Origin of the sequence: Lachnospira eligens (assembly GCF_009680455.1) — a bacterium.
Taxonomy (GTDB): domain Bacteria; phylum Bacillota; class Clostridia; order Lachnospirales; family Lachnospiraceae; genus Lachnospira; species Lachnospira eligens_A.
Genome location: NZ_WKRD01000014.1, coordinates 1 through 24,845 on the forward strand (window position 1 = coordinate 1; position 24,845 = coordinate 24,845).

Consider the following 24,845-nt stretch of genomic DNA (forward strand, 5'->3'; position numbering starts at 1 on the left):
ACCATTGCATCCATATTCTTCTTTATTAAAGCAATCTTATCTGCTGGCTGTGACTGCTCCTGCTCAAGTCCATAAAACACCATGGTATTTACCCTTGTTTCAAATACATATCCATATATATAACAATCCCATGTTGTATCCGTATCACTACTTGACTTAGCCAATGTAAGCTTTCCTTCAAACTTCTTCATCTTTATTCCATTAACCTCTGTGTCAGCAACTGATGTTAATGTCACAGGAACATCTTTTGTATATCCACTTATTTGTTCTGAAATACCATCATCAGTCCATACATGCTGTGATATATACTCAGATATCTTTTCTTTAGTTATATCTGATAATGGCTCTGTTTTCTTTGTATCCAAAATTTTTGATATATACAAATCAACCTTATCATTTGCATTAAATATTATTTTCCCTGAATTTCCTATTTTTTTATATCCATTAGGTATTTGTGCTGTATATCCTGTAAAATTTTCACCTTTACTCTCTAACATCGCTTCACTTGAACTTGTCTGCTTTTCTTCACTCTTAGAACTACTTTCCTGCGTCTGGCTAACCTGTGAGTTTCCTTCATTACCAGCAGTTGTTGTATTCTCCTTCTTCCCACATCCTGCTAATACTGATGTAATCATCAATGCTCCCATTACTGCATATGCTATTTTTCTTGTCTGCATTTTAATCCTCTCCTCATTCTCATATTGTACAATTCTTACATAGAATTATTGTGAGAATTATAGCACTTTTCCCCCCCCCATTGTAAATATTTTTATAGTATATCGTGTCTTTTTATCAATCTGAAAAGCAGACTGCCATATTCATAATAAATCCATTTATGTCTGTTTCAAGACTTCTATCCCTAACTCTTTATGAAAATATTGTAATGTTGAAAATCCATATTTTCTATCAAACATTTTTTTATGTAGCTTTCTTTTCCCATTCGTAAATTCCATATATTCTTCTACATAATCAAGTGCATCTTTTTTTATTCGTTCTAAATTTATCATCGTCTCATTATACTCATCTTTATCAACGATAGCATCTGTAGAATCCAAATAATTTGTCTTAGTTATAATGATTATTTTACTATAGTCCAATCCCGATTTATGTGCTTTAGATCTTTTGGTTTTTGAAAAATGAAAAGCATATGGATGATGTATTTCTGTTCTATATGGAATGCATATAAAAAAATCATAATGAGTCTGAAATAATAAGCAATTATATGCTCTCTGGTTCTTCTTCAATACTTCTCTATATGGCGGATCAGGATATGCATTATAAAAATGTTCCGTCAACCTAAGAATCTGATAATCATTCTGTGGTAAATTCATTCAATTGTCTCCTCTGGAAATAGCCACTCGACTGAGTAAAAAGAAACGAGAGACTATACAGCCTCTCGTAATTAGCTTCATCATTCGGTCACTTTTTATTTTACCGTCCTGTCGGAACCGTCACAGGACTCATCGCTCGGTCACTTTTTATTTTACCGTCCTGTCAGAACCGTCACAGGACTCATCATTAATGACGAAGAAGAACATTTCTGTTCTCAATTGTATTATATGCTTTTATAGCATAAATATCAATACTTTTTATTTAATTTTTATTGAATTTCTATTGGATGTTCCTTCACATATTCCCCAATCTTCTTATCCGAAGCAAGTATATGATTAGACAGCCAGCCAAGCAGGAATCCTATAAGATCCATAAGATATTCCTCCTGATTATCATCCATTGCCTCAAGCTCCCTGAAATCAATATTTACAAGCTTTTCTACAAATGCTGAATGTGCCCTTTTCTGTGCTTCAATTTCAGGATACCCGATTTTCTTCATCAGTTCTTCCTCATCACTGAAATGCGTCTCCGTGTATTCCCTCAATTCTGAGAGAAGTCTTATGATTTCATCATATTTATCATGAAGAAGTTCTGCATGTATAACATCATTAGTGTCCCTGATAATATCAAAAAGATGCTTATGCTCCTCATCGACAAGCTCAATTCCTGTTATATATTTGTCTGTAAATGCAAATGCGTCATCAACATTAGTTTCTGGTGCCATCTTTCCAATCATCATGTCGCTGCTCAAGATGTGGCTGTAAAGCCATCTGGTAAGATAAAGCAGCAGCTCATTAAGAGAATTTCTTGCTGCCTCCGGTGAAGATTCATCTAACTTAAATGTATTAATCTTTTCTGCAAATGCTTTGTGTTCTCTCTGCTGTATTGGCAGTTCCGGGTCATGAATACTCTTCATGTATTCTTCTTCATGAGCAAAATGTGTAATAGCATAATCCTTAAGATTATCTATAAGATTCTTCGCAATTGACGCGGCATTATCTGTTTCTTTTACCAGTGCAAATGCTTCATTAAGCATCTGGAACAGTTTTCTATGTTCTTCATCAATATTATCAATGTGTATCATACAGTCTTCTGTAAATTCGTACATATATATCAATCTCCTCGTGCTTATATTTGCCTTGTATTATAACACCTTTTCTTTAATCTGTGCAATGCTGTCCGACTGAAACATTAAATATCTGTTTTTAATGAGTCTATTCGCAAAACAAATGTAGTTTGTCAAAACATTTAAGGCTATAATTAACTTATTGAAAGCATTTTGCTTCGCAAAACAAGGAGGCAATACCTCTGCTCCTGCATGGGCAGTCGCATTTTGCTTCGCAAAACAAGGAGGCAATACCTCTGCTCCTGCATGGGCAGTCGCATTTTGCTTCGCAAAACAAGGAGGCAATACCTCTGCTCCTGCATGGGCAGTCGCATTTTGCTTCGCAAAACAAGGAGGTATGTATGAACATTTATCTTGCTGGAGATTCTATTGTACAGAATTATACTGAAGAAGAATTTATTGCAGGCTGGGGACAGTTTCTGCCACGCTTCTTTAAGCCTGATGTAAATGTATTTAACTATGCCAAGGGTGGCAGAAGTTCAAGACTTTTTATTAATGAAGGAAGATTTGAAGAGATTGACAGACATATTCAGTCCGGAGACTATCTTTTTATAGAGTTCTGTCATAATGATGACGATTCAAAGGATTACAAATCTATGTTTAACCGTCAGACTCCGCTTGGCGTACCAGATGAATCAGGTCGATTTCCTGTTATAGCAGGAGTTAAGATGCCTAAGAATTATATACCACCTGAATATATTGAGGCACTTAATAACGATGATTCGATATCTGATAAACAGGCTGTTCTTAACAGTGTTCTAGCCATAAACCAGTCTTATCCATATGACACTTACTATCCATACTCAAAAGACGCTTCTATGGGCAGTTACAAATGGTTCATCAAACAGTTTATTGATATGGCAAGAAAGCATGATGCATCTCCTGTATTAGTTACTGCGCCTGCAAGAACATTTTTTAATGATGACGGAACAATTATGGACGCTCCCGGCTGCCACGGCGGTAATAATTTCAGCTATATAAGAGCTATGCGCCAGATTGGCGAAGAAACCGGCACTCCTGTACTTGACCTGTTTTCTTATTCAGTTGAACTTTTTGAAAAAATCGGACATGACAATATCCACAGATATACTTCAATCAAAAAAGGTATCAATAAAGGAAAATGGCCTGACGATTTCTTAAAAGAACTTGCCAAGCCAGAAACTGTTTCTGAGAATACACATTTTAACAAGGATGGAGCAATGCTTATCACCGAAGGTCTGGTAGAATTGATTCTTAAATCCAAGAACCCCCAGCTTTGTGAATTGCAGTCTTCCCTGCTTCATAACGTGGTATAAGTATATTACTTATTAATGAATTCCCATGCTTCTTCGGGGCTGTGTACAACAAACTCAGCCCCATTATCCTTTAAGAATTCTTCATCTCTGAAGCCCCAGCCAACCATACATACATCCATTCCTGCATTAGCCGCTGTCTGGACATCTACTTCTGAATCCCCGACATATACAGCCTGTGTTCTGTCAACATCAAACTGTCTTAATACTTCATTAACGCTGTCCGGATATGGTTTTCTTCTTATGCCTTCTCTCTCTCCAACCGCATAATCAAATAGTCCCGGAAAATAATCTTTGCATAAAGTCTGCACTCCATAATCAGCCTTGTTAGATACAACCGCAGTGTACACACCGGCATTTCTTATATTCTCAATAAGTTCTTTTATTCCATCATAAGGTCTTGTCTTATCGGCACAGTGCTTCTTGTAATGCTCTGTAAATGTTTCATGCACCTTAACTATCATGCTTTCTGGTGTTCCCTGTGGTACAGCTCTTTCCATCAGCTTTCTTATCCCATTGCCAACAAAATGTCTGATTTCTTCAATCGTCCTCTCAGGCATATCAAATACTGAAAGTGCATAATTAGTACTATCTGCAAGGTCTTCCAATGTATTAAGTATCGTTCCGTCCAGATCAAATACAACGATTTTGTATTTCATATATCCTCCTTGTTATGGCTTCTTTATCCCAGCAGCTCCTCAATTATATCGTAATGCTCATCAATCGCTGCATTAAGTGTCTCAATATCCTTCTTTATAAGGCTATCATATATCATTTCATGTGTCTTTAAAAGTTTCTTTTTCTTAATTCCATCTGCATGCTTTATGACATAATCTATCCATTCGCGGTAGACTTCAACAACAGCTTCCATCAGTGTAATCCACAGGTTGTTTCCGGTATCTGCAATAAGTTCCTCGTGAAATGCTTTATCAGTATCAACAAGGTTTTCACCTATTACCATGCTCATCTGATTAACCATGCTTTCCAACCGCTCCCGTTGTTCTTTCGTAAGACCTGTATGTATTACTGCATTACACACTGACTTTTCCATCATGCGGCGGAATTCGCATACTTCACGCTTAGTAATAGTCTTTAATGCAATCATCATTAATATAGTCTGCTTTATAGACTGACCGACATTCTCTGATATATAATTACCAGAACCCTGACGGCGTTCTATAAGTCCCATTCCATGCATAATACTTAAAGCTTCTCTTGTTGAATTTCGTCCTATTCCAAGTGTTTCTGCAAGTGCACGCTCAGTAGGCAGCCTGCTTCCTATTGTAAGCTCCCCGCTTTTCATAAGCTCATAAATATATTGAATTGCCTTTTCGTATTCCTGCGATATTTTCTTCTGATTCATATTATCCTGTTTCAGCTTATAACACCCCTGTCTCATTAATATAGGCTTCTATAAGTCTTAGTGCACCATCTTCCCCAACCTTTGAAACATCTATGCATATATCGTAATATTCTGCATTTCCCCATTCTTCACCTGTATAATAATTGTGATATGAACGTCTTCTAAGGTCTGTATCTTCAACTATCTTAGCTGCTTTCTTAGGGCTGACATTGTGCTTCTTTTCTATAAGTTCTGCTCTTTTTTCTTTGTTTCCTGTGAGAAATACTGATATAACATCTTCTCTGTGTCTGAATGCATTATTTCCGCATCTGCCGACAACTACGCAATTTTCATTACCGATTATGTCAGCCATAGCCTTGCGTGGAGTTTTTCCATTATCTGATGTATCATCACCTGCCATTGTGTCAGCATACAGCATCATATCAAGTGGCATTTCTCCATAAAAATATGGATATTTTTCATACAGACCTTTCTCTTTTGCCAGCCTACAAACAGCATCCTTATCATAAAATGGTATAAAATATTTCTCTGCCAGTGCTTTTCCTATCTGGTCACCCATACATCCACATTGTCTTGCAATTGTGATTATCATATATACCTCTTTTCTGCGCACGCTTTTTTGCGCATAACAGGTTTGTGCCAAGTGCGCGCAGGCACAAACCCCGCATGTGAAAATAATATCTTCACACTGTTCTCCTAATTACCTACTATTTCATCATATTTAGCAATCTAGTAGGTCTTTTCCACATTGTTAGTTGATTTGTAATTCTTCTTTTCAACCCAAATACCTACTAAATAAACACTGTTCACACTTTTAGTAGGTATTTTTCTTATATGTCTATAATATCAGACAGTTCTAATCAGCAAAAAGACCTACTATTTTGGCTTAAATTATCAATTTAGTAGGCAATTTTCTTTATCCGCATTAATTATCCTCAGAATTTTCTCTTAATAAACCTACTATTTCATCACATTTAGCAGCTTTAATAGGTTTTTACCCCATTCATACATTAATTTCATATGCCATTTTACACTATCTTTTACATAAATCCAGCAAATACTGATGAAAGTACAACTGTAAGTATACCTGCAACTGCAATTGATAAGCTGCTCATTGCACCTTCAATTTCGCCCATTTCCATAGCCTTGGCTGTTCCTATCGCATGTGCAGCAGATCCCAACGCAAGTCCTTTGGCAATCGGTTCTTTTATTCTGAATATTTTACATATAAGCTCACCAAATATATTTCCAAGAACTCCTGTTACAACAATAACTGCAACTGTGATTGTTACATAACCTCCAAGTTCCTCAGAAACTCCCATACCAATAGCAGTAGTTATTGACTTCGGAAGAAGAGTAACATATTCTGCATGACTCAGATTCATAATTTTAGATAACACAAGTACCGTTGTTAAACTTGTAAGCACACCTGATGCTATTCCTACAACAACTGCCTTGTAATTCTTCTTAAGAAGACTCCACTGCTCATACAGCGGAATTGCAAGACATACAGTTGCCGGTGTAAGAAACCAGCTAAGATACCTGGCACCCTGATTATATACATCATAATCAACACCTGATACTGCAAGTACTATTATTGTTATTATTATTGATATAAGCAGTGGATTGAATATTCCAAGCTTGAATTTTTTCTTAAGCACAGAACCAATAAAGTATGATAAAAGACTTAATGTGACTCCGGCAAAAAGTGATTCTCTGAAAAAATCATTCATTAGTATTAACCTCATTTCTTTGTGCTTTGCGTAATTCTCTCTTCCTGTCAGCACGTATGATTATCTGGGAAGCCTGACCTGTAACCGCCATAACCGTAATTATAGCAACAACCGTAACAACAAGCACCGGCACGAGCATAGGTTTTAATACCCCCCATGAAGACATCAGTCCTACTCCTGCCGGAATGAACATAACAGGCATTACAGCTATAAGAAATTTTCCTGCGTCTTTTACCCAGCTAAGCTTTATAAGTCCGGTAAGAAGTCCAACAAAAAGTATCACCATTCCATATATACTGGCTGGAACCGGCAGCGGAAGCAGATATTTAAGTGCTTCTCCGACAAATGAAATAGCCAGTATTATAAGAAACTGTCTCAATAATTTCATAACATTTCTCCATAAATAAAAATTTGCGGTACAAATTGGTGCTACCAATTCATACCGCAAATTATAATACATTCTTATGTACAATAAAGCAAGGACTTTTTTATGCTCTTCTTGCCTTAGCTGCCTTAAGCAGATGTTTTGCAAGAACTGATGTTGTTACCGAACCTACTCCTCCAGGAACCGGTGTACATACAGAAGCGTTCTCTGCAACATCTTCAAAATCAACATCACCACACAGATTGCCGTCTTCATCAACATTTATTCCAACGTCAATTACAACTGCACCATCTGCAACAAATGATTTGTCAACCATCTTTGCAACGCCTGCTGCCGCAACAAGCACCTCAGCGCCCTTACATACTCCCGGCATATCAACTGTCTTAGTATGACACACTGTTACTGTTGCATTCTTCTTCATAAGCATCATCGCAACCGGCTTACCGATAACAAGACTTCTTCCGATAACTACTGCTCTCTTACCCTTTAAGTCAACTCCTGCATAATCTAACATCTCAATTACAGCTTCTGCTGTACATGGACCATATCCTGTCGGATCCCCTGCATATACCTTTGCAAGATTCATAGGTGATATTCCGTCCAGATCCTTCACACTGGCAATTCTGTTCTCAATTGCCTTCTCATCAAGATGCTTTGGCAAAGGTCTTAAAAGAAGAATTCCGTCAATATCCTCATCTTCATTAATCTTGTCAAATTCTTTCTGGAAAGTATCATTATCAATATCAGCAGGAAATGTATATGAAGTACATCTGAATCCTACTTTTTCCATCTTCTTGGTAGCGCCACGCTCATATGACATATCATCTGGTCTTTCACCAACACGCACAATTGCAAGATGTGGAATTGCGCCCTTCCAGTCCTTCATCTCTTCAATAATCTTCTCATTAATAGCATTAGCAACCGGTAATCCCTTAAGTGTCTCCATATATTCCTCCTTGTTTTGCGAAGCAAAATCCGAGCCTCTCCAGCGAGGAGAGGAATTTTCCTCCTTGTTTTGCAATCTTGTTCTATGGTCTTACAGCATCCATAACTCTTCCAAATGTTTCTTCTTCAATCTGTGCTGCTTCAGCAAGCATCTTATCTGCCTTAAAGTTCATATCTTCAGCAAGTTCTCTGTCCTTCATAAGCTTTGTATTGATAAATACATTAAGCGAAGCACCCTTCATTGCAGCCTCACACATTGTTATGCCGACACCTGCATCACTGATTGCAATTCTGCTTCCAATTACAGATATACGGTCGATAAGCTTCATGGCTTCAAGTATAAGCTCCATCATTGACAGAGGGGCTTCTGAGGCTGTAACAAGTGCCTTTGCCATAATTGCTTCTCTTTCCTTAATCTGTTCTTCTGTATGCTTAGGAAGACCATAAGCTGCTGCAAGAGGCTTAAAGCTTTCAGCATCCTTATCCATGCACTCTGCAAGTTTCTTTGTAAGGTCTGTCGCTTTAACAATAAGTTCTTCAATCTCTTCCTGATACTCTGCATATTTCTTCTTTCCTGTAGTAAGTGCAAGCACCATATTACCAAGGCTCATGCCTACTGCTGCCACATATCCGCACGCTCCGCCGCCTCCCGGCACCGGTTCACTTGAAGATAAAACCGCAAGAAAATTATCCATTGTCATATCTGTCATCATATTAAATATCTACCTCCCCTGTAAATACTGTTTTCGCCGGGCCTTCAAGATATACGGTATTCTCATCTTTATCCCATGTAATCTTTAAGTCACCACCAAGAAGATGAAGTGTTGCTGTTGTGTCGCACATTCCGTTAAGAACAGTTGCAACAAGGCTCGCACATGCACCTGTACCACAGGCAAGTGTCTCCCCGGAACCTCTCTCCCACACACGCATATTAAGATTATTCTTATCTACAACCTGAATGAATTCAGTATTAATTCTCTCTGGAAATGCTTTGTGATTTTCAAAGAAAGGTCCGATTTTTTCAATCTCAAATTTCTTAATATCAATATCTTTATCAAGATAAACAATAGCATGAGGATTACCCATTGAAACTGCTGTTACCTTGTACTCCTTACCTTCTACAACAATAGTCTCATCCACAACAGGTGTCTTAACAACCTTTCCGGCAATTGTCTCTATCTCACAGCCTTTATATTCTTTAAGTTCCTTCGTATCAACAGGAATCTGTGCTGCCTCAAGAATTGGTGCGCCCATGTTAACCCTTGCTGTCTCAACCTTGCCATCTGCACCAGTTTTAAGCTCAAGTATCTTCACACCTGCAAGTGTATCAATAGTAACTGTTGTTTTATCTGTAAGTCCGTTGTCATATACGAACTTTCCAACACATCTTATTCCATTACCACACATCTGTCCCTGCGAACCATCTGCGTTGTACATCTCCATAAAGAAATCAGCTTTATCTGAGTTCTTTATAAGAATAAGTCCATCTGAACCTATTCCAAAATGTCTGTCACTTAAATCAATTGCGACCTGTGACGGATTATCAATTACCGACTGTGTGCAGTCTACGTATATGTAGTCGTTGCCTGCTCCATGCATTTTAGTAAACTTCATACTGCGTCTCCCTTTTCCTATATATTATAAATGCAGTGATAAATCACATTTGTCATACATCCTGATATATTCCCATTACCATAGTTGCTGACTCTACCATTGTATTGCCACTGTCCATGCTACATTTCTGGATATATCTGAATGCCTCCTGCTCTGACATATTATTTCTTTCCATAAGCAGATGCTTTGCATCATCAATTATCTTCTGTTCTTCCGGACTTCTCTTTCTTGGCTGTGACCTTAATTTCCTTCTACGCCTTATCTGTGCCTGAAGCATCATCTCTATAGTTGACACAAGGTCATTAACCTTTATTGGCATTGCCGCACATACAATTCCATTGTCCTGACAATCTTCCCATCTGTTCTGGGACGCAACTAACAACATCTCAAAGCTCTTTGGCTTATATTCATATAATTCAGTATAAACCATATTATCTGACAGCTTATATCCGCATATTATGATTCCATCAGACAAAGTATCAGCCTGATTAATTGCCTGTGCCCCACTTGTACATGGTACAGCGACATCGAAGCCTCTGTGAATCAAAAGATTCCTTACTGCTTTAGCCTCCTCTAACTTAGGAAATGCTACAATCAATGTGGACATCAATTAACTCCTTTTCTACTTAGCATACGCTTTACCATGTTTAATCAATACTTGTAGAGATATTCATCAATTTCCCACTGTGAGACTCTTGTTGTGTAGTTTTCCCATTCTTTCATCTTAGCTTCAACATATTTGGTTGTAATATGTTCTCCAAGTACGCTGCATAAAAACTCATCTGCCACAAGACAGTCAACAGCTTCCTTAAGGTCTGCCGGCATATTCTCTATTCCTGCTGCCCTTCTCTCGCCAGGTGTCATCTCATATATATTGCAGTCAACACTCTTAGGCACTTCTATCTTGTTCTTAATACCATCAAGTCCTGCTGCAAGGCAGAGTGCCAGAACGAGATATGGATTAGCTGTAGGATCCGGATTTCTTAACTCAACTCTCGTCCCATTCCCTCTTGATGCAGGTATTCTTATAAGCGGACTTCTGTTCTTTGCTGACCATGCTATATATACAGGTGCTTCATATCCCGGAACAAGTCTTTTATATGAATTAACAAGCGGATTAGTTATTGCTGACATACCTCTTGCGTGCTTCATAATACCAGCAATAAAATGATATGCATCATCTGATAAACCAATCTTTCCATTCTCATCTGCAAATATATTCTTACCCTCTTCAGTTGCAAGTGACATATTAATATGCATTCCAGAACCGCTGATACCAAACTTTGGCTTTGGCATAAATGTTGCATAAAGTCCATGTCTTTTGGCAATTGTCTTAACTGTCATCTTAAATGTCTGTATATTATCTGCTGTCTTTAAAGCCTCATCATATTTAAAATCAATCTCATGCTGTGCAGGAGCAACCTCATGATGTGAAGCCTCAATCTCAAATCCCATATCCTCAAGAGTAAGAACCATGTCTCTTCTTATATTCTCGCCCAGGTCATTAGGTCCGAGGTCAAAATATCCAGCTTTTTCATGGCTTAAAGTTGTAGGAAGTCCGTTGTCATCTGTATGGAATAAGAAGAATTCACATTCAGGACCGACATCAAAGCGGTATCCCATTTCATTCGCTTCTTTAATAGTTTTCTTAAGTATCCATCTTGGGTCGCCCTCAAAAGGCTTGCCATCTGGTGTATGCACATCACAGATAAGTCTTGCAACCTTTCCCTGCTGTGGTCTCCATGGGAATATTTCAAATGTATCGTAGTCAGGATACAGATACATATCTGACTCTTCAATTCTTACAAAGCCTTCAACAGAAGAACCGTCAAACATGCATTTGTTATCAAGTGCCTTCTCAAGCTGGCTTGAAGTAATTGCAATATTCTTAAGTGTTCCAAAAATATCTGTAAACTGAAGACGTATAAACTCTACATCCTCTTCTTCAACCATTCTGAATATATCGTCCTTAGTGTATCTGCTCATAAGAAACCTCCGTTATAATTATATATTTCTTATTGTGGCTTATTGCCAACTTTTATAAATATACTACATTTTAATCTCTTTGTGTATAATACAAATATTTTTCTTGAATAATTTTGTTTCTTAATGTACCATAGTTATGCATATTTCGTCTTTTTAAGACATATATTAATAATTTTAAGGGAGATAAATTATGGCTAAGAAAACAAATGTACCTCTTAAGAGACGCAGACGCTCTGAGCTTAATGTAAAACTCATTGCTATCATTGCTGCTGTACTCTTTGTTGTAACTATAGGTATCGTATTCGCTGTTATCGGCAGTCACAAAAAAGAAAATAATCCTTCTGTTGCCGATAACCAGAATAATGAGACTACTGCTGAACCAACAACAGAGGAAGAAACTACAACCAAGGTTCCGACTGTCGAAGTCGACCTTATGATGATTGGTGATATGCTTATGCATGAAGGTGTAGTAAAAAGTGGTCTTATGGATGATGGAACTTACAACTTCGACCACCTCTACACTAACATAGCTAAGGATATCAGCTCTGCAGACATAAAAATCGTCAATCAGGAAACAATCCTCGGCGGTTCTGATTTTGCTTACACAGGATATCCAACATTTAACTCACCATGGGCACTTGGTGATGCAGAAGTTAAAGCAGGATTCAATATTATCCTTCATGCTACCAACCACACATTAGACAAGGGGCTTAAGGGTGTTGAGAACTGCCTTTCATTCTGGAAGACTTATCATCCTGATACTACTGTTCTTGGTATCAACGAAACAGAGGAAGACTATGAGAATATATATGTTTATGAAAAAGAAGGCTTCAAGATAGCATTTCTTAACTACACATACGGAACTAATGGAATTCCTATTCCTGATTCCAAGCCTTATATTGTAAACATGCTTGATAAAGATAAGATTACAGCAGATGTAACTAAGGCTAAACAGCTTGCTGATATGGTTATTGTACTTCCACACTGGGGTACTGAATATGTCTACACACCAGATTCTAACCAGAATTACTGGACACAGCTTTTCTTAAGCCTTGGTGTTGATGTAGTTATAGGTACACATCCTCATGTTCTTGAACCTGTCGAGGTTGTATCTGATACTAAGGGGCATGAAATGCTTGTATACTATTCACTTGGTAACTTCGTTTCTAATCAGGATCAGAAGCCTCGTATGATAGGCGGTATGGCTAAGATGACACTTGTTAAAGATGAAACAGGCTGTTATGTTAAGAATTATAATCTTACACCTGTCATAACACAGAAGCTTTTCGGCAAGAAAGCAATCACTACATATAAATTAAGTGATTACACAGAATCACTGGCATCAGGCAACGCAATCCGCAACGATTCCGGCTGCTCTGATTTCAGCCTTTCATACTGCCAGACTCTCGTTAAGCAGATTCTTGGCGATGATTACGATGAAAGCACAAGTGAATTAAATGTTTCACTCCATCCTGATGGTCTTGTTAAAGATACATCTGCAACAGAAAGCAGTTCTTCTGCTAAGTAATGAAAAAAGCAGTAATTTTTTAAAATGTAAAGAGATATATTGATACTAAGCATTATCCGAGGTATCAGTATGTCTCTTTTTTCTAATAAACAAATGCGCATTATATTCATATACTGCGTTATAATCATTTTAGTAATCTGTGGCATAATAACCGCAAGACATAAAAAAACATCATCAGATTCAATTGTAAAAACAACTAAAATCAATAACGAAACATCGGAATCATCAGACACCCAACATACTTCTGACAACACTCCCAATACCGACAGATTACCGCCATACAACTCATCCAATCAGGGAAATGGAATTGGCGGCGGAGCAATCATGGGCAATTGCAGCATAGGCAGCCGTAAACTTCCTATATACTGTGTTGACCTTAGTAAAAAAACTAATCTTGATACCTCCAAAAAATATGTTTCCATATCATTTGACGCCGCATGGGGCGATGAAGATACTATAAAGATTCTTGACATTCTTGATAAATATAATATCAAAACCACATTTTTCATGACCGGAGGCTGGGTGGACAGCTACCCTGATAAGGTTCTTGAAATCTATAACCGTGGACACGACCTCGGCAATCACAGCCAGAACCATAAAGAAATGAGTAAACTTTCTGTAGGTGAGCAGAAAGATGAAATCATGTCTGTTGCCAATAAAATAAAAGAAATCACCGGATATACGAGCTTCCTGTTCCGCCCGCCATACGGTGATTATAATTCAACGCTTATTGATACAGTCTATGGTTGTAACTTCTATCCTATAGAATGGGATGTAGATTCCCTTGACTGGAAGGACTATGGAACAGACAACATAATTAAGACCGTAACAACACATAAAGCTCTTAAGAACGGTTCCATAATTCTTATGCATAACGGTGCTAAATATACAGCCGAAGCTCTCGAATCTGTAATAACCGGGCTGCAGTCCCAAGGCTACGAAATTGTGCCTGTATCGCAGCTTATTAATACTGAGAATTTTCATATGGATGGAACCGGCCTGCAGATTCCTGACTAATTCTTATGCATAAGGTGCTTTATATAAAACTTAGCACCTTATGCAACTTTATTATTATAATCAGTGACATATACCTCACTGGCAATCTCTCTTGCCTTTTCTACAATCTTTTCCAAACGGGACATGACTTCATCTGAAAAATACTTTTCTCCACATTCCTCACATTCCTCACAAGGAACATTCTTAATTATAATTACACAATTATCAAAAGTAACAACATGTGTTGTAACCGATGGTTTTGTTGTTTTACATTTACAATAAAAACACATACTATTGCTCCTTTCTTGTCTTTAAATCTGCTTCAAACTTATCCGTATTAGGGTAATATGCTGTTACTATATACACATTCTCTCCATCATAACCTAATACAACATGTATAACTCTGTTTCTTAATGTATACCCAAATATCAGACAGCTAGGATAAGGATAATCATTAATATAATGTTCAATAATCTCCCCATTCATTATACAATTGATAACATCACTCCTCTTAATATCCCTCTCAGCCATTCTTGCTGCAACATGTACTGACCACTTTATCTTCCTTAATGTACATACTTCTCTTATTTTTTCTATATCCATATATACCCTCTCTTTATCATATTATAATCGTTTTATTTTAATTATACAACTTGCTTTTTTATTTTTATATTAAATATAATATACCAAATATAAAAAGAATTGTAAAGTGGTAAATTATTTTAATTATTTATTAAGTTTTGTATATAAATCATTTATACATATTTACTTGTAAATAACTCGCTATCGCATTATAATTTGGTGGTCAAAATATTTTAAAATCAAAAGAGGTGTACAATGAACATTTTCAAGAAAATATACTGCAGAAGTTTTCAGACTGTATTCAAGATTGCACTGCCATTTCTTCCATACAGGAAGCCTAAAATTGTAAGTGCATTATCTGACATTCCATCTGTACTTAACAAAAAGAAGAAATCATGTCCTATAATTATTACTGATCCTGGAATTGCAAAGCTTGGCATTCTTTCTATGCTTACAGATGTATTCGACAATGCCGGCATTGAATACCATGTTTACGATAAAACTGTAGCTAACCCTACAACTGATACCGTGGAAGAGGCACTTGCCATATATAAAGATAACAAATGTGACTGCATAATCGGCTTTGGTGGCGGTTCAAGCATGGACTGTGCCAAAGCTGTTGGTGTAAGAATTGCAAGACCTAAGACACATCTGTCTAAGCTTGGAGGAATCCTTAAGGTCCATGCAAAGCTTCCTCTGCTGGTTGCAATTCCTACAACAGCAGGAACTGGAAGTGAAACTACTCTTGCAGCCGTAATTGTAGACGCCACAACCCGCCACAAATATGCTATCAACGACTTTCCGCTTATTCCAAGATATGCAGTCCTTGACCCGAAGGTAACCCTTACACTTCCTGCTTCAATTACCGCAACTACCGGAATGGATGCACTTACACATGCCGTTGAAGCCTACATCGGAAACTCAACAACTCCGGGTACAAGAAAAGATGCACTTATGGCTACTGAGTTAATATTTAACAATCTTGACAGAGCATACACTAACGGTTCTGATACAACGGCAAGAAAGAATATGCTTAAAGCTGCTTATTATGCCGGATGTGCATTCACTAAATCATATGTAGGATATATCCATGCAGTTGCACATTCTCTAGGTGGCGAATATAATGTTCCTCATGGACTTGCAAATGCCGTAATTCTCCCAATGGTTCTTGAAAGCTATGGAGAATCCATATATACGAAGCTGCATGACCTTGCAATTGCCGCCGGTGTTGCAGATAAGGATATGCCAGATGAGACTGCTGCCAAAGCATTTATACAGGCAGTAAAAGATATGAAAGCAAGATTTAACATTGGCGATACAATTCCTGAGATTAAAGAGGAGGATATTCCTAAGCTTGCAGGGTATGCCGACAAAGAGGCTAACCCTCTCTACCCTGTTCCGGTTCTTATGGACGCTAAGACACTCGAACAATTCTACTATAAACTTATGAAAGATAATACACATGAAAATGAGGTATAATATGGAAGCTACACAAATCAATAAACTTGTACAATCGCAGCGACATTTCTTTCTTACAGGTACAACACTTGATGTAAATGTAAGAATTGATGCCTTAAAGAAACTATATTCGGCAATTAAGAAACATGAGAATGAAATATTTGATGCTCTCTATAAAGACCTTGGCAAAAGCCAGTTTGAAAGTTATATGTGTGAAGTCGGGCTTACTCTCAGCGAGATATCTTATATGCTAAAACATATTAGGAAATTCAGCAGAGAGAAAAATGTTCCAACACCCCTTGCGCAATTTCATTCCAGAAGCTTTAAGAAGCCGTCACCACGCGGAGTTGTCCTTATTATGAGTCCTTGGAATTATCCATTTCTTCTGACAATGGAACCCCTTGTTGATGCAATTGCCGCAGGAAACACTGCGATTCTTAAACCAAGTGCATACTCACCTTATGTCAGCGATGTTATGTGCCTTATAATAAAAGAAGTATTTGACCCTGCTTATGTATCTGTTGTAACTGGCGGAAGAGCTGAAAATAACTGTCTGCTTAATGAACATTTTGATTACATATTCTTTACAGGAAGCCAGGCTGTTGGCAAAGAAGTTATGCGCAAAGCCGCTGAATACTTAACCCCGGTAACACTTGAGCTTGGCGGAAAAAGCCCATGTATAGTAACAGAATCTGCGGACTTAAAGCTCGCTGCCAGAAGAATTGTATTTGGCAAATTCTTAAACTGCGGGCAGACATGTGTTGCGCCTGATTACATATATGTTCAGGACAGTATCAAAGACCAGCTTGTGAAAGAACTTATCAACGAAACAAAGCGCCAGTTTACAGATTCTCCACTTAACAACAATGATTACGGCAAAATTGTTAATGAAAAGCATTTTAACAGAATATCAGGTCTTATCAATAATAGCAAAGTCGTTCTTGGTGGTGCATCAAATGCAGATTCTCTGCGTATTGAACCTACGATAATGGATAATGTTACATTTGACGATGCTGTGATGCAGGAAGAAATTTTTGGTCCGCTTATGCCTATACTTGCCTTTCACTCTGTCGAGGAGGCAGTAAACACTGTTAATGCACACATGCACCCGCTTGCTCTGTATATATTCACTAAGAATAAGAAAGAAGCTCGTTATGTAACCTCAAGATGCAATTACGGTGGTGGCTGTATCAATGATACAATCATTCACCTTGCAACTTCCAAGATGGGCTTTGGCGGATTCGGTGAAAGCGGCATGGGCTCATATCACGGAAAAGCCGGATTTGATACATTTTCACACTATAAGAGCATTGTAGATAAAAAATGCTGGCTTGACCTGCCTATGCGCTACCAGCCATACACAAAAACAAATAACAGTTTAATACATATGTTTTTAAAGTAATCACTTTGCATAAAAAACAGCGCTATATTGCATACAATGGCATACGGCGCTGTTTTTATGTTAATAATGTTATTAATAAAATAAGATTGAAAATGACTTCTCGAAAACTTCTCCGGCATCAAGATGATTACTGTATTCCCTGTCCTTAAGCTCCCCTGTAAAATCTATGGCATCTGTTCTTCCATACCACGGCTCTATACATACAAATGGAACATTTTTTGATTTGCATGACCACAGACCAAATACTGGCGTATCAAACTTAACTGTAACAAAAGGCTTTTCATTTTTAACAAGACTTACCGTTCCTGCCTGACTTCCCTCAATTATAAATGCATCTTTTTCAAAGCTGTCCTCTTGTATTGTATATTCATGATTAATTAATGGCAGCTCATACTCATCCCTCGCCATTAATTGATAATCTCCTATCAGATGATATGTAATTCTGTCTGCATCAAATCTTATCTTACAGCCAGCCATGCTTGCATCATTCTCTGGTGTTACAAAAGCCGGATGACCACCTATGCTGAAATGCATCATTACATTATCTTTATTGATTACTCTGTACACTTCTTTAATTTCATTGTCAATAAGATGATACTCCAGCTCCAATGCAAAATCAAAAGGATATTTCTCTTTAGTATTTTCATCGGATTCAAGTCTCATAACCAGCGTATCGTCATTATGCTTAACAAGTGTGAACTCCATATCTCTTGCAAATCCGTGCTGACCCATTTCATATACTTTTCCATTATAAATGCTTTGGTTATCCTTATATTTGCCAATAAGCGGGAAAAGAACAGGTGCAACTCTTTTCCATCCTTCGGGATTGGCGTTCCACATTCTGTGTGTATTGTCAGTTTTACACAATACATCTCTTATTTCACATCCCTTAGAATCCACCGTAACTTTTAAAATGTTGTTTTCTAATACATACTCTGCCATATTGGCCTCCTTTCCGGACATGTTTTCTTTATTGTACACCACAATCTGATATTTTCCAAATCAAAAAAAGCTGACGCACAAAGAAGTGCATCAGCCTTAAAAAAATATGCGGATAACAGGAGTTGAACCTGCACGTCTGTTGACACTAGAACCTAAATCTAGCGCGTCTGCCAATTCCGCCATATCCGCGAACATGTGCTATATTACCATATTCTTACGATGTCGTCAACCTTACGCCAGATTCTGTTCACCTTCATTTTGTTTATTTTCCGCCAGTCTCATAACTTCCTTCCATGCAGGCGAGAACAGATAATAACCTATCATTGCAAACATTCCAAAGCTGAAAGAAATTGGGAAGCACAACATTACCCATGTTCCATCAAAGTATCTGTTAATAATATAGGCACTCGGAATTCTGACTGCCCAAAGCATAAGAATGTTGACAATTGTAGTATAACGCACCTTTCCGGTTCCGTTTACAATAGATATTATACAGTTAAAAATAGCATAAAACCACTGGGAAAGCAGCATGACAATAACATGCCTGCTCGCATACATCAATACCATTTCATCTGATGAAAAGAAACGGATTATAGGTTTATGTATCATTATAAAGAACAATCCAAAACTTAATGTAATAAGACCTGAACACAATGGAACTCTCCAGTGTCCCTCTTTAATTCTTGAGTATTTCTTAGCACCATAATTCTGTCCTGAAAATGTAGTGGCCGCCGAAGATAATCCGGTAATTGCTATGTTAGAGCATCCTGTAATTCTTCCTGCTACTGCACCTCCTGCCATAAATATAGCCCCCTGTGAGTTATTAAAGGTCTGTAATGCAACATGTCCTAATGAATATAGTGAATTGTTAAGACCAACAGGTAAGCCAATAGCCAGAATGTCTTTCATCATTGTTCCAGAGAATCTTCTCGGCAAAAATGTAAACTGTATCTCTGGAAACTTCTTTCTTATATAAACAATACTTACAATCCATGAAATAAACATGGCAATACTTGTAGAAAGTGCTGCCCCAGCTACATCCATTCCAAAACCTGCAACAAACAATAAATCAAATACTATATTAGAAACACATGATACAACCAGAAACCATAGTGAAGCCTTGCTGTCTCCAAGTCCTCTTAAAATTCCGGCATTCATATTATACCCCAGATTACCAAGTGTACCTAAGAATACAACCCTTGTATAGATTAATGCGGCACCCCACACATCCTGCGGCACTTTCATGAATTCCAGAATATACGGTGCTGCAAACCATCCAAGAATTCCAATCGGAATACCTATAATATATATAAATGTTATTGAAGTTCCACATACTGAAACAACCTTTCCCGATTCCCTGGCTCCGATATATTGTGAAATAAGAATAGACACACCTGTTCCTATTCCTAAAAAGACACATAATAATACTTCAACAGGCTGCGAACTCGTTCCTACCGCAGCTAAAGATGTATCACCACAGTATTTACCTATTACAAGTGCATCAACCGTAGTATATAACTGCTGCAAAACATTTCCAATAATAATCGGTATCGCAAACAGTATGATATTTCTCATGATATGACCTGTGGTCATATCAATCTTGCCTTTTTGTGAATTTGCCATAATATACTCCTATCATTAAATAACCTATCCGTATCTGTTAATTATAATAATACTGTAATTGAGTCATATATTCTAGTGATTTATGGCATGAAGTACAGAAAAAGTGTCCATATATTGTTTATTTGTATTATTCAATTCCATTTAACAAAAATACTTCCCAATCACTACAGCCCTCTCAATCCAGCTATGCCTGCCCTTACAGCATTCATACCCGCTGTCAGCGATTTCCTGCAAATGTTTCGTATCAGCTAATGCACATTTAACCTTATCCGTGATTCGTGCCGCAATACACTCATCATATCCCGACTTTTCATAGTCTCTTAAATCCTCAAGTGAATAGAACAACACATTTTCACCATCTGCAAATGTGTTCTCATAAAACAGCGAAGTATCAGTAAGTGCAACACCTCCATTAAGCATAGTATTAAACACTCTGTCGTGTGCGCCCATCTTAAACCATGGCATTACATTAAGAGAAATCTTTGCCTGACTAATCATATCAAGACACACCTTGGAATCAACACCTCCATGCTCAATTATATTCTCATGGTGGTTACATTCGATATAATTATAACCTTCGCCATAAGTATGAATCTTAAGTCCTAAATCAGCCAGTGCCCTTATTGCAAGCTCCCTGTAGTGGAATCTTACAGCAAGGTCTGCATACATCATATTAGGCATGCAGTCGACAAGCTGTTCGTCTGTAATATCAGGGAATTCCCTGCGTAACGCATTTTCCGCCGCCGCATCAATCGTCTCTGACGGATTGTCTATCAGATATGACAGCACACCCTCATAGAAATCTATATACTCATCATCCATGTTATCCAGATGTTTCCTTAGTATTCTTTTCGGAGTGTAATTACCTGTAAATATAATATCTATCGGTCTTTCCTTCATTGACAGGTAATTCTTATCAGGCATTATACATCTGTTATAATTAAGCTCTGTTCCGGCTGTAAGCATATATTCAGTATGTACTTCCGGGAAAAACCTGTTCATGTATGCAACATGCATTTCATCAATATCAAGCTGAATATACTTTTCAGGGTGCTTTCGGATATATTTGTTGTAATAAAGCGGGTGGTCTACAACCACATTTACAACCTTAACACCTGCCCAGTCCCAGAAATTCCAGCCATCATCACGATACAGACCGGCTTCTCCTGCTATTCCTTCAAAGTTAAATGTAAACATATACCACTCGTCTGAGCTGTGAGCCTTGAAAAATTCCACCAGTGCAGAAGAACTGGCCTGCTGTAACATTAAATTATACCAGAAAACGGAGCAGCCCATCTTCTCCCATACAGCAGCCATCTGCTCTGTAAAGAATTCTAATGTTTCTACTCCGCCTTTAAATAAAATCAATCTTTTCATTATTCTTCTCTGTTAAGCCATAATTGCATCAAATATTCCATCTAATGCAGACACATCAAGTTCCTCAGCCTTTCCTGAATCGACAAGCCCAGCTACCTTTGCGTCCATTGGAAGCTTTGCAACAGTCTTGATATCGTTAGCTGCTGCCACTTCATCAATCTTACTCTTTCCGTATATATAATGAATATTACCGCAATCTGGACATTTGAAATAAGACATATTCTCGACAATTCCAAGAACCGGAATATTCATAAGCTTAGCCATATTAATTGCCTTCTCCACAATCATTGAAACAAGATCCTGTGGTGAAGTTACAATAATAATTCCGTCTATCGGCATAGACTGGAAAACAGTAAGAGGTACATCTCCTGTTCCCGGAGGACAGTCAACAAACATACAGTCTGTCTCATCCCAGTCAACATCTTCCCAGAACTGCTTAACAACACCCGCAATAACAGGTCCTCTCCATATAACCGGATCAGTCTCCTTTTCCATAAGAAGATTAAGTGACATAACCTTAATACCATTCTTTGAAGTCTCAGGATACATTACAGTTCCATCTTCATTACATGTTACCCTTTCAGTAAGTCCAAAAGACTTAGGAATAGATGGTCCTGTAATATCTGCATCAAGTATTGCCGCTTTCTTTCCTTCCTTATTGGCTTTGACTGCCAGCATTGATGTGACAAGTGATTTACCAACGCCTCCCTTGCCACTGACAACAGCTATAACCTTCTTAACTTTGCCATTATTGGCATTTCTTAATATCTGTGGTCCTTTTCTTGATTCGCAGTCTGAACTGCAGCTTGAGCAGCTTCCTGAACAATTCTCGCTCATAACTTCCTCCCATTATTCATTCATATATTTTTGTTCAAATTCTTCGACTGGTATAGGCTTTGAGAAATAATATCCCTGGAATATATGACATCCCATCTCTGTCAGCATAAGAAGCTGTTTGTCTGTCTCTACTCCTTCAGTAATTACCTCCATTCCAAGCTTTCCACCAAGAGAAATAATAGTCTCCAGAATATCCTGTCCCTTAACCTCATTCTCTGTAGCACGAAGGAATGCCATATCAATCTTAAGAACATCTGCACTTATATCTTTTAACATATTCAGCGAAGAATATCCACTTCCAAAATCATCAATCTCTATCTTAAATCCATAACCCCTGAGGTTCTTAATTACCTCCATATTCTTCTTAAGATCAGACATAAGTGCTGTCTCGGTAATCTCTAACTTTAACATCTTAGGTTCAATATCATATTTCTTAACAATCGATGTAATAACCTCATATACATCTATAAGATAAAAATCCTTAGTAGATATATTTACAGAAATATAATGAACCGTATCACCCTTCTTCTTCCATTCACTTAATTTAGCTGCTGCACATTCCCACATATACATATCAAGCTTATATATAAGACCTGTCGTCTCCAGAATATCAATGAAGAAGAATGGCGACAGTAACCCTCTATCTGGATGCTGCCAGCGCACAAGCGCCTCTGCTCCATAAACCTTACCATGAGTATTAACCTGTGGCTGAAGAAACATTTTAAATTCTTTTCTTTCAAGTGCACCCTCAAATTCTCCAATAACTCTTCTTTCTTCAAGAGTTCTCTTTAACAGCTTATCATCATAGTATGCAATATTAGCTTCATAATTATTCTTAATAGTCTCGCTCGCAATAAATGCTTTATCACACATATTACTTACAGGCTCATCAACATCTTCAATATCATAAACACCAACTACAACCCTTATCTTAAATGATGCATTGTTGAATCTGTCCTGCATGCTTACAATACTATTCTGCATTATTTCATTCTTAAAACTGTCCTTCGGCATACACACAGCAAATCTGTCATTCTGGATTCTTCCACATATATAGCCACTTTCAGATGAAGCCTTGATAAGCCCCGCCTGCATTTTAATAATCTCATCACCTTTTTCGATTCCAAAAAGCTCATTAACAAGCTTAAAATCTTTAATATTACTGCACACCAGACAATATTTGTGATTCCTGTCGTTTCGCACTACATTGGCAGTTTCCTCATAGAACTGCTCCTTATTAAGAAGTCCCGTGAGATTATCATGTGTAGCTCTGAACTTTTCATATTCTAAAAGCTCAACAGCTTCAGTACGATCATTAAATATGAAATAATCACATATAAAATTATGCTTATCATCATATACACGATTATATGAAATATCAAAGCTTCTTCTCTCTTTCCCCTCGCTGATTGTCTGCCTGAATTTCTTATTATCATGCTCTGTCTGAGTCTGAAGCCAGCTTGCATAATTATGCTCTACTTCATTAATATTATCAGTAATAGAATACATTTCTTTAACAATACCATTACAGTATATACATCTTCCAGCGTTATCAAAGCATATAATTCCACTATTCATATCCCTGATTATAAGTGAAAATGTATTCTCAATAAGCTCATTAGGAACATAACTGTATGTCAGATAATATATAAGTACAGACATGATGCCAAATGCAACCATTGACATGTCATATATTGAATCAGACCATGTAGTCATTATATCAAGTAAAAATGCTGCAAATAATAATATGAGAATAGCAAAATATCTGAATCTGTAGAATCTTGACATTCTCTTAACCATTACTAAATAACTTAAAATAAGCAGCAACATAATGCCATAAGCAAATACATAATGTAACCTGCCCAGAACATTACCTTTTGCAAACTGAACAATTATCTGGTCACCCGATATATCTGTTATATCAAATATCCATCTCGTCCATGCATTAATCAAAAATGCAACGGTCTCAAACAGCGAATAGGCAATCATAAAAACTTTTACACCCATAACACCCTTAAACATGCCTGTATAATACTGGGTATAATACATAAGAAGTACCAGCAGCCAGTCAAAGCTCGCCATAATAAGTCCCTTGCACAACACTGTAATGGTAGTCCCTGGAACATATGTATATACTAAAAATATTATCCCACATATAAATGCACCAAGCTCATATAAAAACACAACTCTTGCCAGTGCACCCTCTTTTTTATATGCCTTTAAAGCACACGCCCCAATCATTAAAATTACCGCCGTAATTATAAGCCCATAAAATACTCTCATAAGCGATATCTCCTAAATCAATACTAAATTTCACGATTTGT

25 protein-coding genes and 1 tRNA gene are annotated in these 24,845 nt (G+C 37.4%); 5 read left to right on the forward strand and 21 right to left on the reverse strand.

All coding sequences use genetic code 11. The features are described 5' to 3' along the window. The 3 genes from GKE48_RS13875 to GKE48_RS13885 form a co-directional block, all read right to left on the reverse strand. On the reverse strand, window positions 1–677 hold a 677-nt coding region (locus GKE48_RS13875), incomplete at its 3' end, for a hypothetical protein (RefSeq protein WP_154301348.1). Between the two features lie 156 nt (window positions 678–833). Next, the gene (tenpIN, locus tag GKE48_RS13880) at window positions 834–1,331 is read right to left on the reverse strand and encodes a type III toxin-antitoxin system TenpIN family toxin (protein ID WP_154301349.1); all 498 of its coding nucleotides are present in this window, start codon (window positions 1,329–1,331) and stop codon (window positions 834–836) included. 269 nt (window positions 1,332–1,600) lie between these two features. Next, the gene (locus tag GKE48_RS13885; protein ID WP_154301350.1) at window positions 1,601–2,440 is read right to left on the reverse strand and encodes a bacteriohemerythrin; all 840 of its coding nucleotides are present in this window, start codon (window positions 2,438–2,440) and stop codon (window positions 1,601–1,603) included. A gap of 359 nt (window positions 2,441–2,799) precedes the next feature. Here GKE48_RS13885 and GKE48_RS13890 point away from each other — a divergent pair, with 359 nt between their 5' ends. Then, complete coding sequence (locus tag GKE48_RS13890; protein ID WP_055288163.1) at window positions 2,800–3,753, forward strand: SGNH/GDSL hydrolase family protein; 954 nt, start codon at window positions 2,800–2,802, stop codon at window positions 3,751–3,753. A gap of 5 nt (window positions 3,754–3,758) precedes the next feature. Here the strand turns inward: GKE48_RS13890 and GKE48_RS13895 are convergent, their stop codons facing one another. The 10 genes from GKE48_RS13895 to glnA all read right to left on the reverse strand — a co-directional run bounded on the left by GKE48_RS13895 (window position 3,759) and on the right by glnA (window position 11,776). Then, entirely contained in the window at window positions 3,759–4,409 is a 651-nt protein-coding gene (locus GKE48_RS13895) for an HAD family hydrolase (RefSeq protein ID WP_055288164.1), read from the reverse strand. Between the two features lie 23 nt (window positions 4,410–4,432). Next, window positions 4,433–5,113, reverse strand: a complete 681-nt coding sequence (locus tag GKE48_RS13900; protein ID WP_242854974.1) for a FadR/GntR family transcriptional regulator — start codon at window positions 5,111–5,113, stop codon at window positions 4,433–4,435. A gap of 16 nt (window positions 5,114–5,129) precedes the next feature. Next, the gene (locus GKE48_RS13905) at window positions 5,130–5,705 is read right to left on the reverse strand and encodes a cytidylate kinase-like family protein (protein WP_118265722.1); all 576 of its coding nucleotides are present in this window, start codon (window positions 5,703–5,705) and stop codon (window positions 5,130–5,132) included. 448 nt (window positions 5,706–6,153) lie between these two features. Continuing rightward, entirely contained in the window at window positions 6,154–6,846 is a 693-nt protein-coding gene (locus GKE48_RS13910; protein WP_118009783.1) for an LrgB family protein, read from the reverse strand. Then, complete coding sequence (locus GKE48_RS13915; RefSeq protein WP_012738688.1) at window positions 6,839–7,234, reverse strand: CidA/LrgA family protein; 396 nt, start codon at window positions 7,232–7,234, stop codon at window positions 6,839–6,841. The genes GKE48_RS13910 and GKE48_RS13915 overlap by 8 nt, the downstream gene beginning before the upstream one ends. Before the next feature lie 100 nt (window positions 7,235–7,334). Further along, window positions 7,335–8,177 (reverse strand): bifunctional 5,10-methylenetetrahydrofolate dehydrogenase/5,10-methenyltetrahydrofolate cyclohydrolase, encoded by an 843-nt coding sequence (locus GKE48_RS13920; RefSeq protein ID WP_012738687.1) that lies wholly within the window; start codon window positions 8,175–8,177, stop codon window positions 7,335–7,337. A gap of 82 nt (window positions 8,178–8,259) precedes the next feature. Continuing rightward, entirely contained in the window at window positions 8,260–8,889 is a 630-nt protein-coding gene (locus tag GKE48_RS13925; RefSeq protein WP_154301351.1) for a cyclodeaminase/cyclohydrolase family protein, read from the reverse strand. Window position 8,890: 1 nt separating this feature from the next. Continuing rightward, on the reverse strand, window positions 8,891–9,790 hold the full coding sequence (gene dapF / locus GKE48_RS13930; RefSeq protein WP_055288170.1) for a diaminopimelate epimerase: 900 nt from the start codon (window positions 9,788–9,790) through the stop codon (window positions 8,891–8,893). Window positions 9,791–9,842: 52 nt separating this feature from the next. Further along, the gene (locus tag GKE48_RS13935; RefSeq protein ID WP_055216886.1) at window positions 9,843–10,397 is read right to left on the reverse strand and encodes an ANTAR domain-containing response regulator; all 555 of its coding nucleotides are present in this window, start codon (window positions 10,395–10,397) and stop codon (window positions 9,843–9,845) included. Between the two features lie 44 nt (window positions 10,398–10,441). After that, entirely contained in the window at window positions 10,442–11,776 is a 1,335-nt protein-coding gene (gene glnA / locus GKE48_RS13940; protein WP_055288171.1) for a type I glutamate--ammonia ligase, read from the reverse strand. A gap of 190 nt (window positions 11,777–11,966) precedes the next feature. Here glnA and GKE48_RS13945 point away from each other — a divergent pair, with 190 nt between their 5' ends. Together GKE48_RS13945 and GKE48_RS13950 are read left to right on the forward strand one after the other, a co-directional pair. After that, window positions 11,967–13,304, forward strand: coding sequence for a CapA family protein (locus GKE48_RS13945; RefSeq protein WP_154301352.1), 1,338 nt, complete (start codon window positions 11,967–11,969; stop codon window positions 13,302–13,304). A gap of 69 nt (window positions 13,305–13,373) precedes the next feature. Then, the gene (locus GKE48_RS13950; RefSeq protein ID WP_243138518.1) at window positions 13,374–14,321 is read left to right on the forward strand and encodes a polysaccharide deacetylase family protein; all 948 of its coding nucleotides are present in this window, start codon (window positions 13,374–13,376) and stop codon (window positions 14,319–14,321) included. 38 nt (window positions 14,322–14,359) lie between these two features. Here the strand turns inward: GKE48_RS13950 and GKE48_RS13955 are convergent, their stop codons facing one another. Then, window positions 14,360–14,590 (reverse strand): YgiT-type zinc finger protein, encoded by a 231-nt coding sequence (locus tag GKE48_RS13955; protein ID WP_022098729.1) that lies wholly within the window; start codon window positions 14,588–14,590, stop codon window positions 14,360–14,362. A gap of 1 nt (window position 14,591) precedes the next feature. Then, a complete protein-coding gene (locus GKE48_RS13960) occupies window positions 14,592–14,903 on the reverse strand; it encodes a DUF4258 domain-containing protein (RefSeq protein ID WP_055288173.1) in 312 nt (103 codons plus the stop codon). A gap of 234 nt (window positions 14,904–15,137) precedes the next feature. Here GKE48_RS13960 and GKE48_RS13965 point away from each other — a divergent pair, with 234 nt between their 5' ends. Next, window positions 15,138–16,361 (forward strand): iron-containing alcohol dehydrogenase, encoded by a 1,224-nt coding sequence (locus tag GKE48_RS13965; protein ID WP_055288174.1) that lies wholly within the window; start codon window positions 15,138–15,140, stop codon window positions 16,359–16,361. Between the two features lies 1 nt (window position 16,362). Further along, window positions 16,363–17,742, forward strand: coding sequence for an aldehyde dehydrogenase (locus GKE48_RS13970; protein WP_154301353.1), 1,380 nt, complete (start codon window positions 16,363–16,365; stop codon window positions 17,740–17,742). Window positions 17,743–17,814: 72 nt separating this feature from the next. Here the strand turns inward: GKE48_RS13970 and GKE48_RS13975 are convergent, their stop codons facing one another. The 6 genes from GKE48_RS13975 to GKE48_RS14000 form a co-directional block, all read right to left on the reverse strand. Beyond that, complete coding sequence (locus GKE48_RS13975; RefSeq protein WP_173016954.1) at window positions 17,815–18,684, reverse strand: aldose 1-epimerase family protein; 870 nt, start codon at window positions 18,682–18,684, stop codon at window positions 17,815–17,817. Between the two features lie 107 nt (window positions 18,685–18,791). Further along, window positions 18,792–18,873 (reverse strand) — tRNA-Leu (locus tag GKE48_RS13980). 42 nt (window positions 18,874–18,915) lie between these two features. Further along, the gene (locus tag GKE48_RS13985; protein ID WP_055288177.1) at window positions 18,916–20,307 is read right to left on the reverse strand and encodes an MATE family efflux transporter; all 1,392 of its coding nucleotides are present in this window, start codon (window positions 20,305–20,307) and stop codon (window positions 18,916–18,918) included. 141 nt (window positions 20,308–20,448) lie between these two features. Beyond that, the gene (locus GKE48_RS13990; RefSeq protein ID WP_055288178.1) at window positions 20,449–21,684 is read right to left on the reverse strand and encodes a glycosyltransferase family protein; all 1,236 of its coding nucleotides are present in this window, start codon (window positions 21,682–21,684) and stop codon (window positions 20,449–20,451) included. Window positions 21,685–21,696: 12 nt separating this feature from the next. Then, window positions 21,697–22,521, reverse strand: coding sequence for an Mrp/NBP35 family ATP-binding protein (locus GKE48_RS13995; RefSeq protein ID WP_022097453.1), 825 nt, complete (start codon window positions 22,519–22,521; stop codon window positions 21,697–21,699). Window positions 22,522–22,533: 12 nt separating this feature from the next. Then, complete coding sequence (locus tag GKE48_RS14000; protein WP_154301355.1) at window positions 22,534–24,804, reverse strand: EAL domain-containing protein; 2,271 nt, start codon at window positions 24,802–24,804, stop codon at window positions 22,534–22,536. Window positions 24,805–24,845 lie beyond the last annotated feature (41 nt).

Bases quoted from the DNA above. Each gene is read 5' to 3' on its own strand.
- glnA (WP_055288171.1), bottom strand. From the start codon at position 11,776: ATGAGCAGATACACTAAGGACGATATATTCAGAATGGTTGAAGAAGAG.
- GKE48_RS13970 (WP_154301353.1), top strand. From the start codon at position 16,363: ATGGAAGCTACACAAATCAATAAACTTGTACAATCGCAGCGACATTTC.
- GKE48_RS13985 (WP_055288177.1), bottom strand. From the start codon at position 20,307: ATGGCAAATTCACAAAAAGGCAAGATTGATATGACCACAGGTCATATC.
- GKE48_RS13950 (WP_243138518.1), top strand. From the start codon at position 13,374: ATGTCTCTTTTTTCTAATAAACAAATGCGCATTATATTCATATACTGC.
- GKE48_RS13895 (WP_055288164.1), bottom strand. From the start codon at position 4,409: ATGAAATACAAAATCGTTGTATTTGATCTGGACGGAACGATACTTAAT.
- GKE48_RS13920 (WP_012738687.1), bottom strand. From the start codon at position 8,177: ATGGAGACACTTAAGGGATTACCGGTTGCTAATGCTATTAATGAGAAG.
- GKE48_RS13910 (WP_118009783.1), bottom strand. From the start codon at position 6,846: ATGAATGATTTTTTCAGAGAATCACTTTTTGCCGGAGTCACATTAAGT.
- GKE48_RS13915 (WP_012738688.1), bottom strand. From the start codon at position 7,234: ATGAAATTATTGAGACAGTTTCTTATAATACTGGCTATTTCATTTGTC.
- GKE48_RS13890 (WP_055288163.1), top strand. From the start codon at position 2,800: ATGAACATTTATCTTGCTGGAGATTCTATTGTACAGAATTATACTGAA.
- GKE48_RS13945 (WP_154301352.1), top strand. From the start codon at position 11,967: ATGGCTAAGAAAACAAATGTACCTCTTAAGAGACGCAGACGCTCTGAG.
- GKE48_RS13935 (WP_055216886.1), bottom strand. From the start codon at position 10,397: ATGTCCACATTGATTGTAGCATTTCCTAAGTTAGAGGAGGCTAAAGCA.
- GKE48_RS13965 (WP_055288174.1), top strand. From the start codon at position 15,138: ATGAACATTTTCAAGAAAATATACTGCAGAAGTTTTCAGACTGTATTC.
- GKE48_RS13885 (WP_154301350.1), bottom strand. From the start codon at position 2,440: ATGTACGAATTTACAGAAGACTGTATGATACACATTGATAATATTGAT.
- GKE48_RS13900 (WP_242854974.1), bottom strand. From the start codon at position 5,113: ATGAATCAGAAGAAAATATCGCAGGAATACGAAAAGGCAATTCAATAT.
- GKE48_RS13975 (WP_173016954.1), bottom strand. From the start codon at position 18,684: ATGGCAGAGTATGTATTAGAAAACAACATTTTAAAAGTTACGGTGGAT.
- dapF (WP_055288170.1), bottom strand. From the start codon at position 9,790: ATGAAGTTTACTAAAATGCATGGAGCAGGCAACGACTACATATACGTA.
- tenpIN (WP_154301349.1), bottom strand. From the start codon at position 1,331: ATGAATTTACCACAGAATGATTATCAGATTCTTAGGTTGACGGAACAT.
- GKE48_RS13990 (WP_055288178.1), bottom strand. From the start codon at position 21,684: ATGAAAAGATTGATTTTATTTAAAGGCGGAGTAGAAACATTAGAATTC.
- GKE48_RS13955 (WP_022098729.1), bottom strand. From the start codon at position 14,590: ATGTGTTTTTATTGTAAATGTAAAACAACAAAACCATCGGTTACAACA.
- GKE48_RS14000 (WP_154301355.1), bottom strand. From the start codon at position 24,804: ATGAGAGTATTTTATGGGCTTATAATTACGGCGGTAATTTTAATGATT.
- GKE48_RS13925 (WP_154301351.1), bottom strand. From the start codon at position 8,889: ATGATGACAGATATGACAATGGATAATTTTCTTGCGGTTTTATCTTCA.
- GKE48_RS13905 (WP_118265722.1), bottom strand. From the start codon at position 5,705: ATGATAATCACAATTGCAAGACAATGTGGATGTATGGGTGACCAGATA.
- GKE48_RS13960 (WP_055288173.1), bottom strand. From the start codon at position 14,903: ATGGATATAGAAAAAATAAGAGAAGTATGTACATTAAGGAAGATAAAG.
- GKE48_RS13995 (WP_022097453.1), bottom strand. From the start codon at position 22,521: ATGAGCGAGAATTGTTCAGGAAGCTGCTCAAGCTGCAGTTCAGACTGC.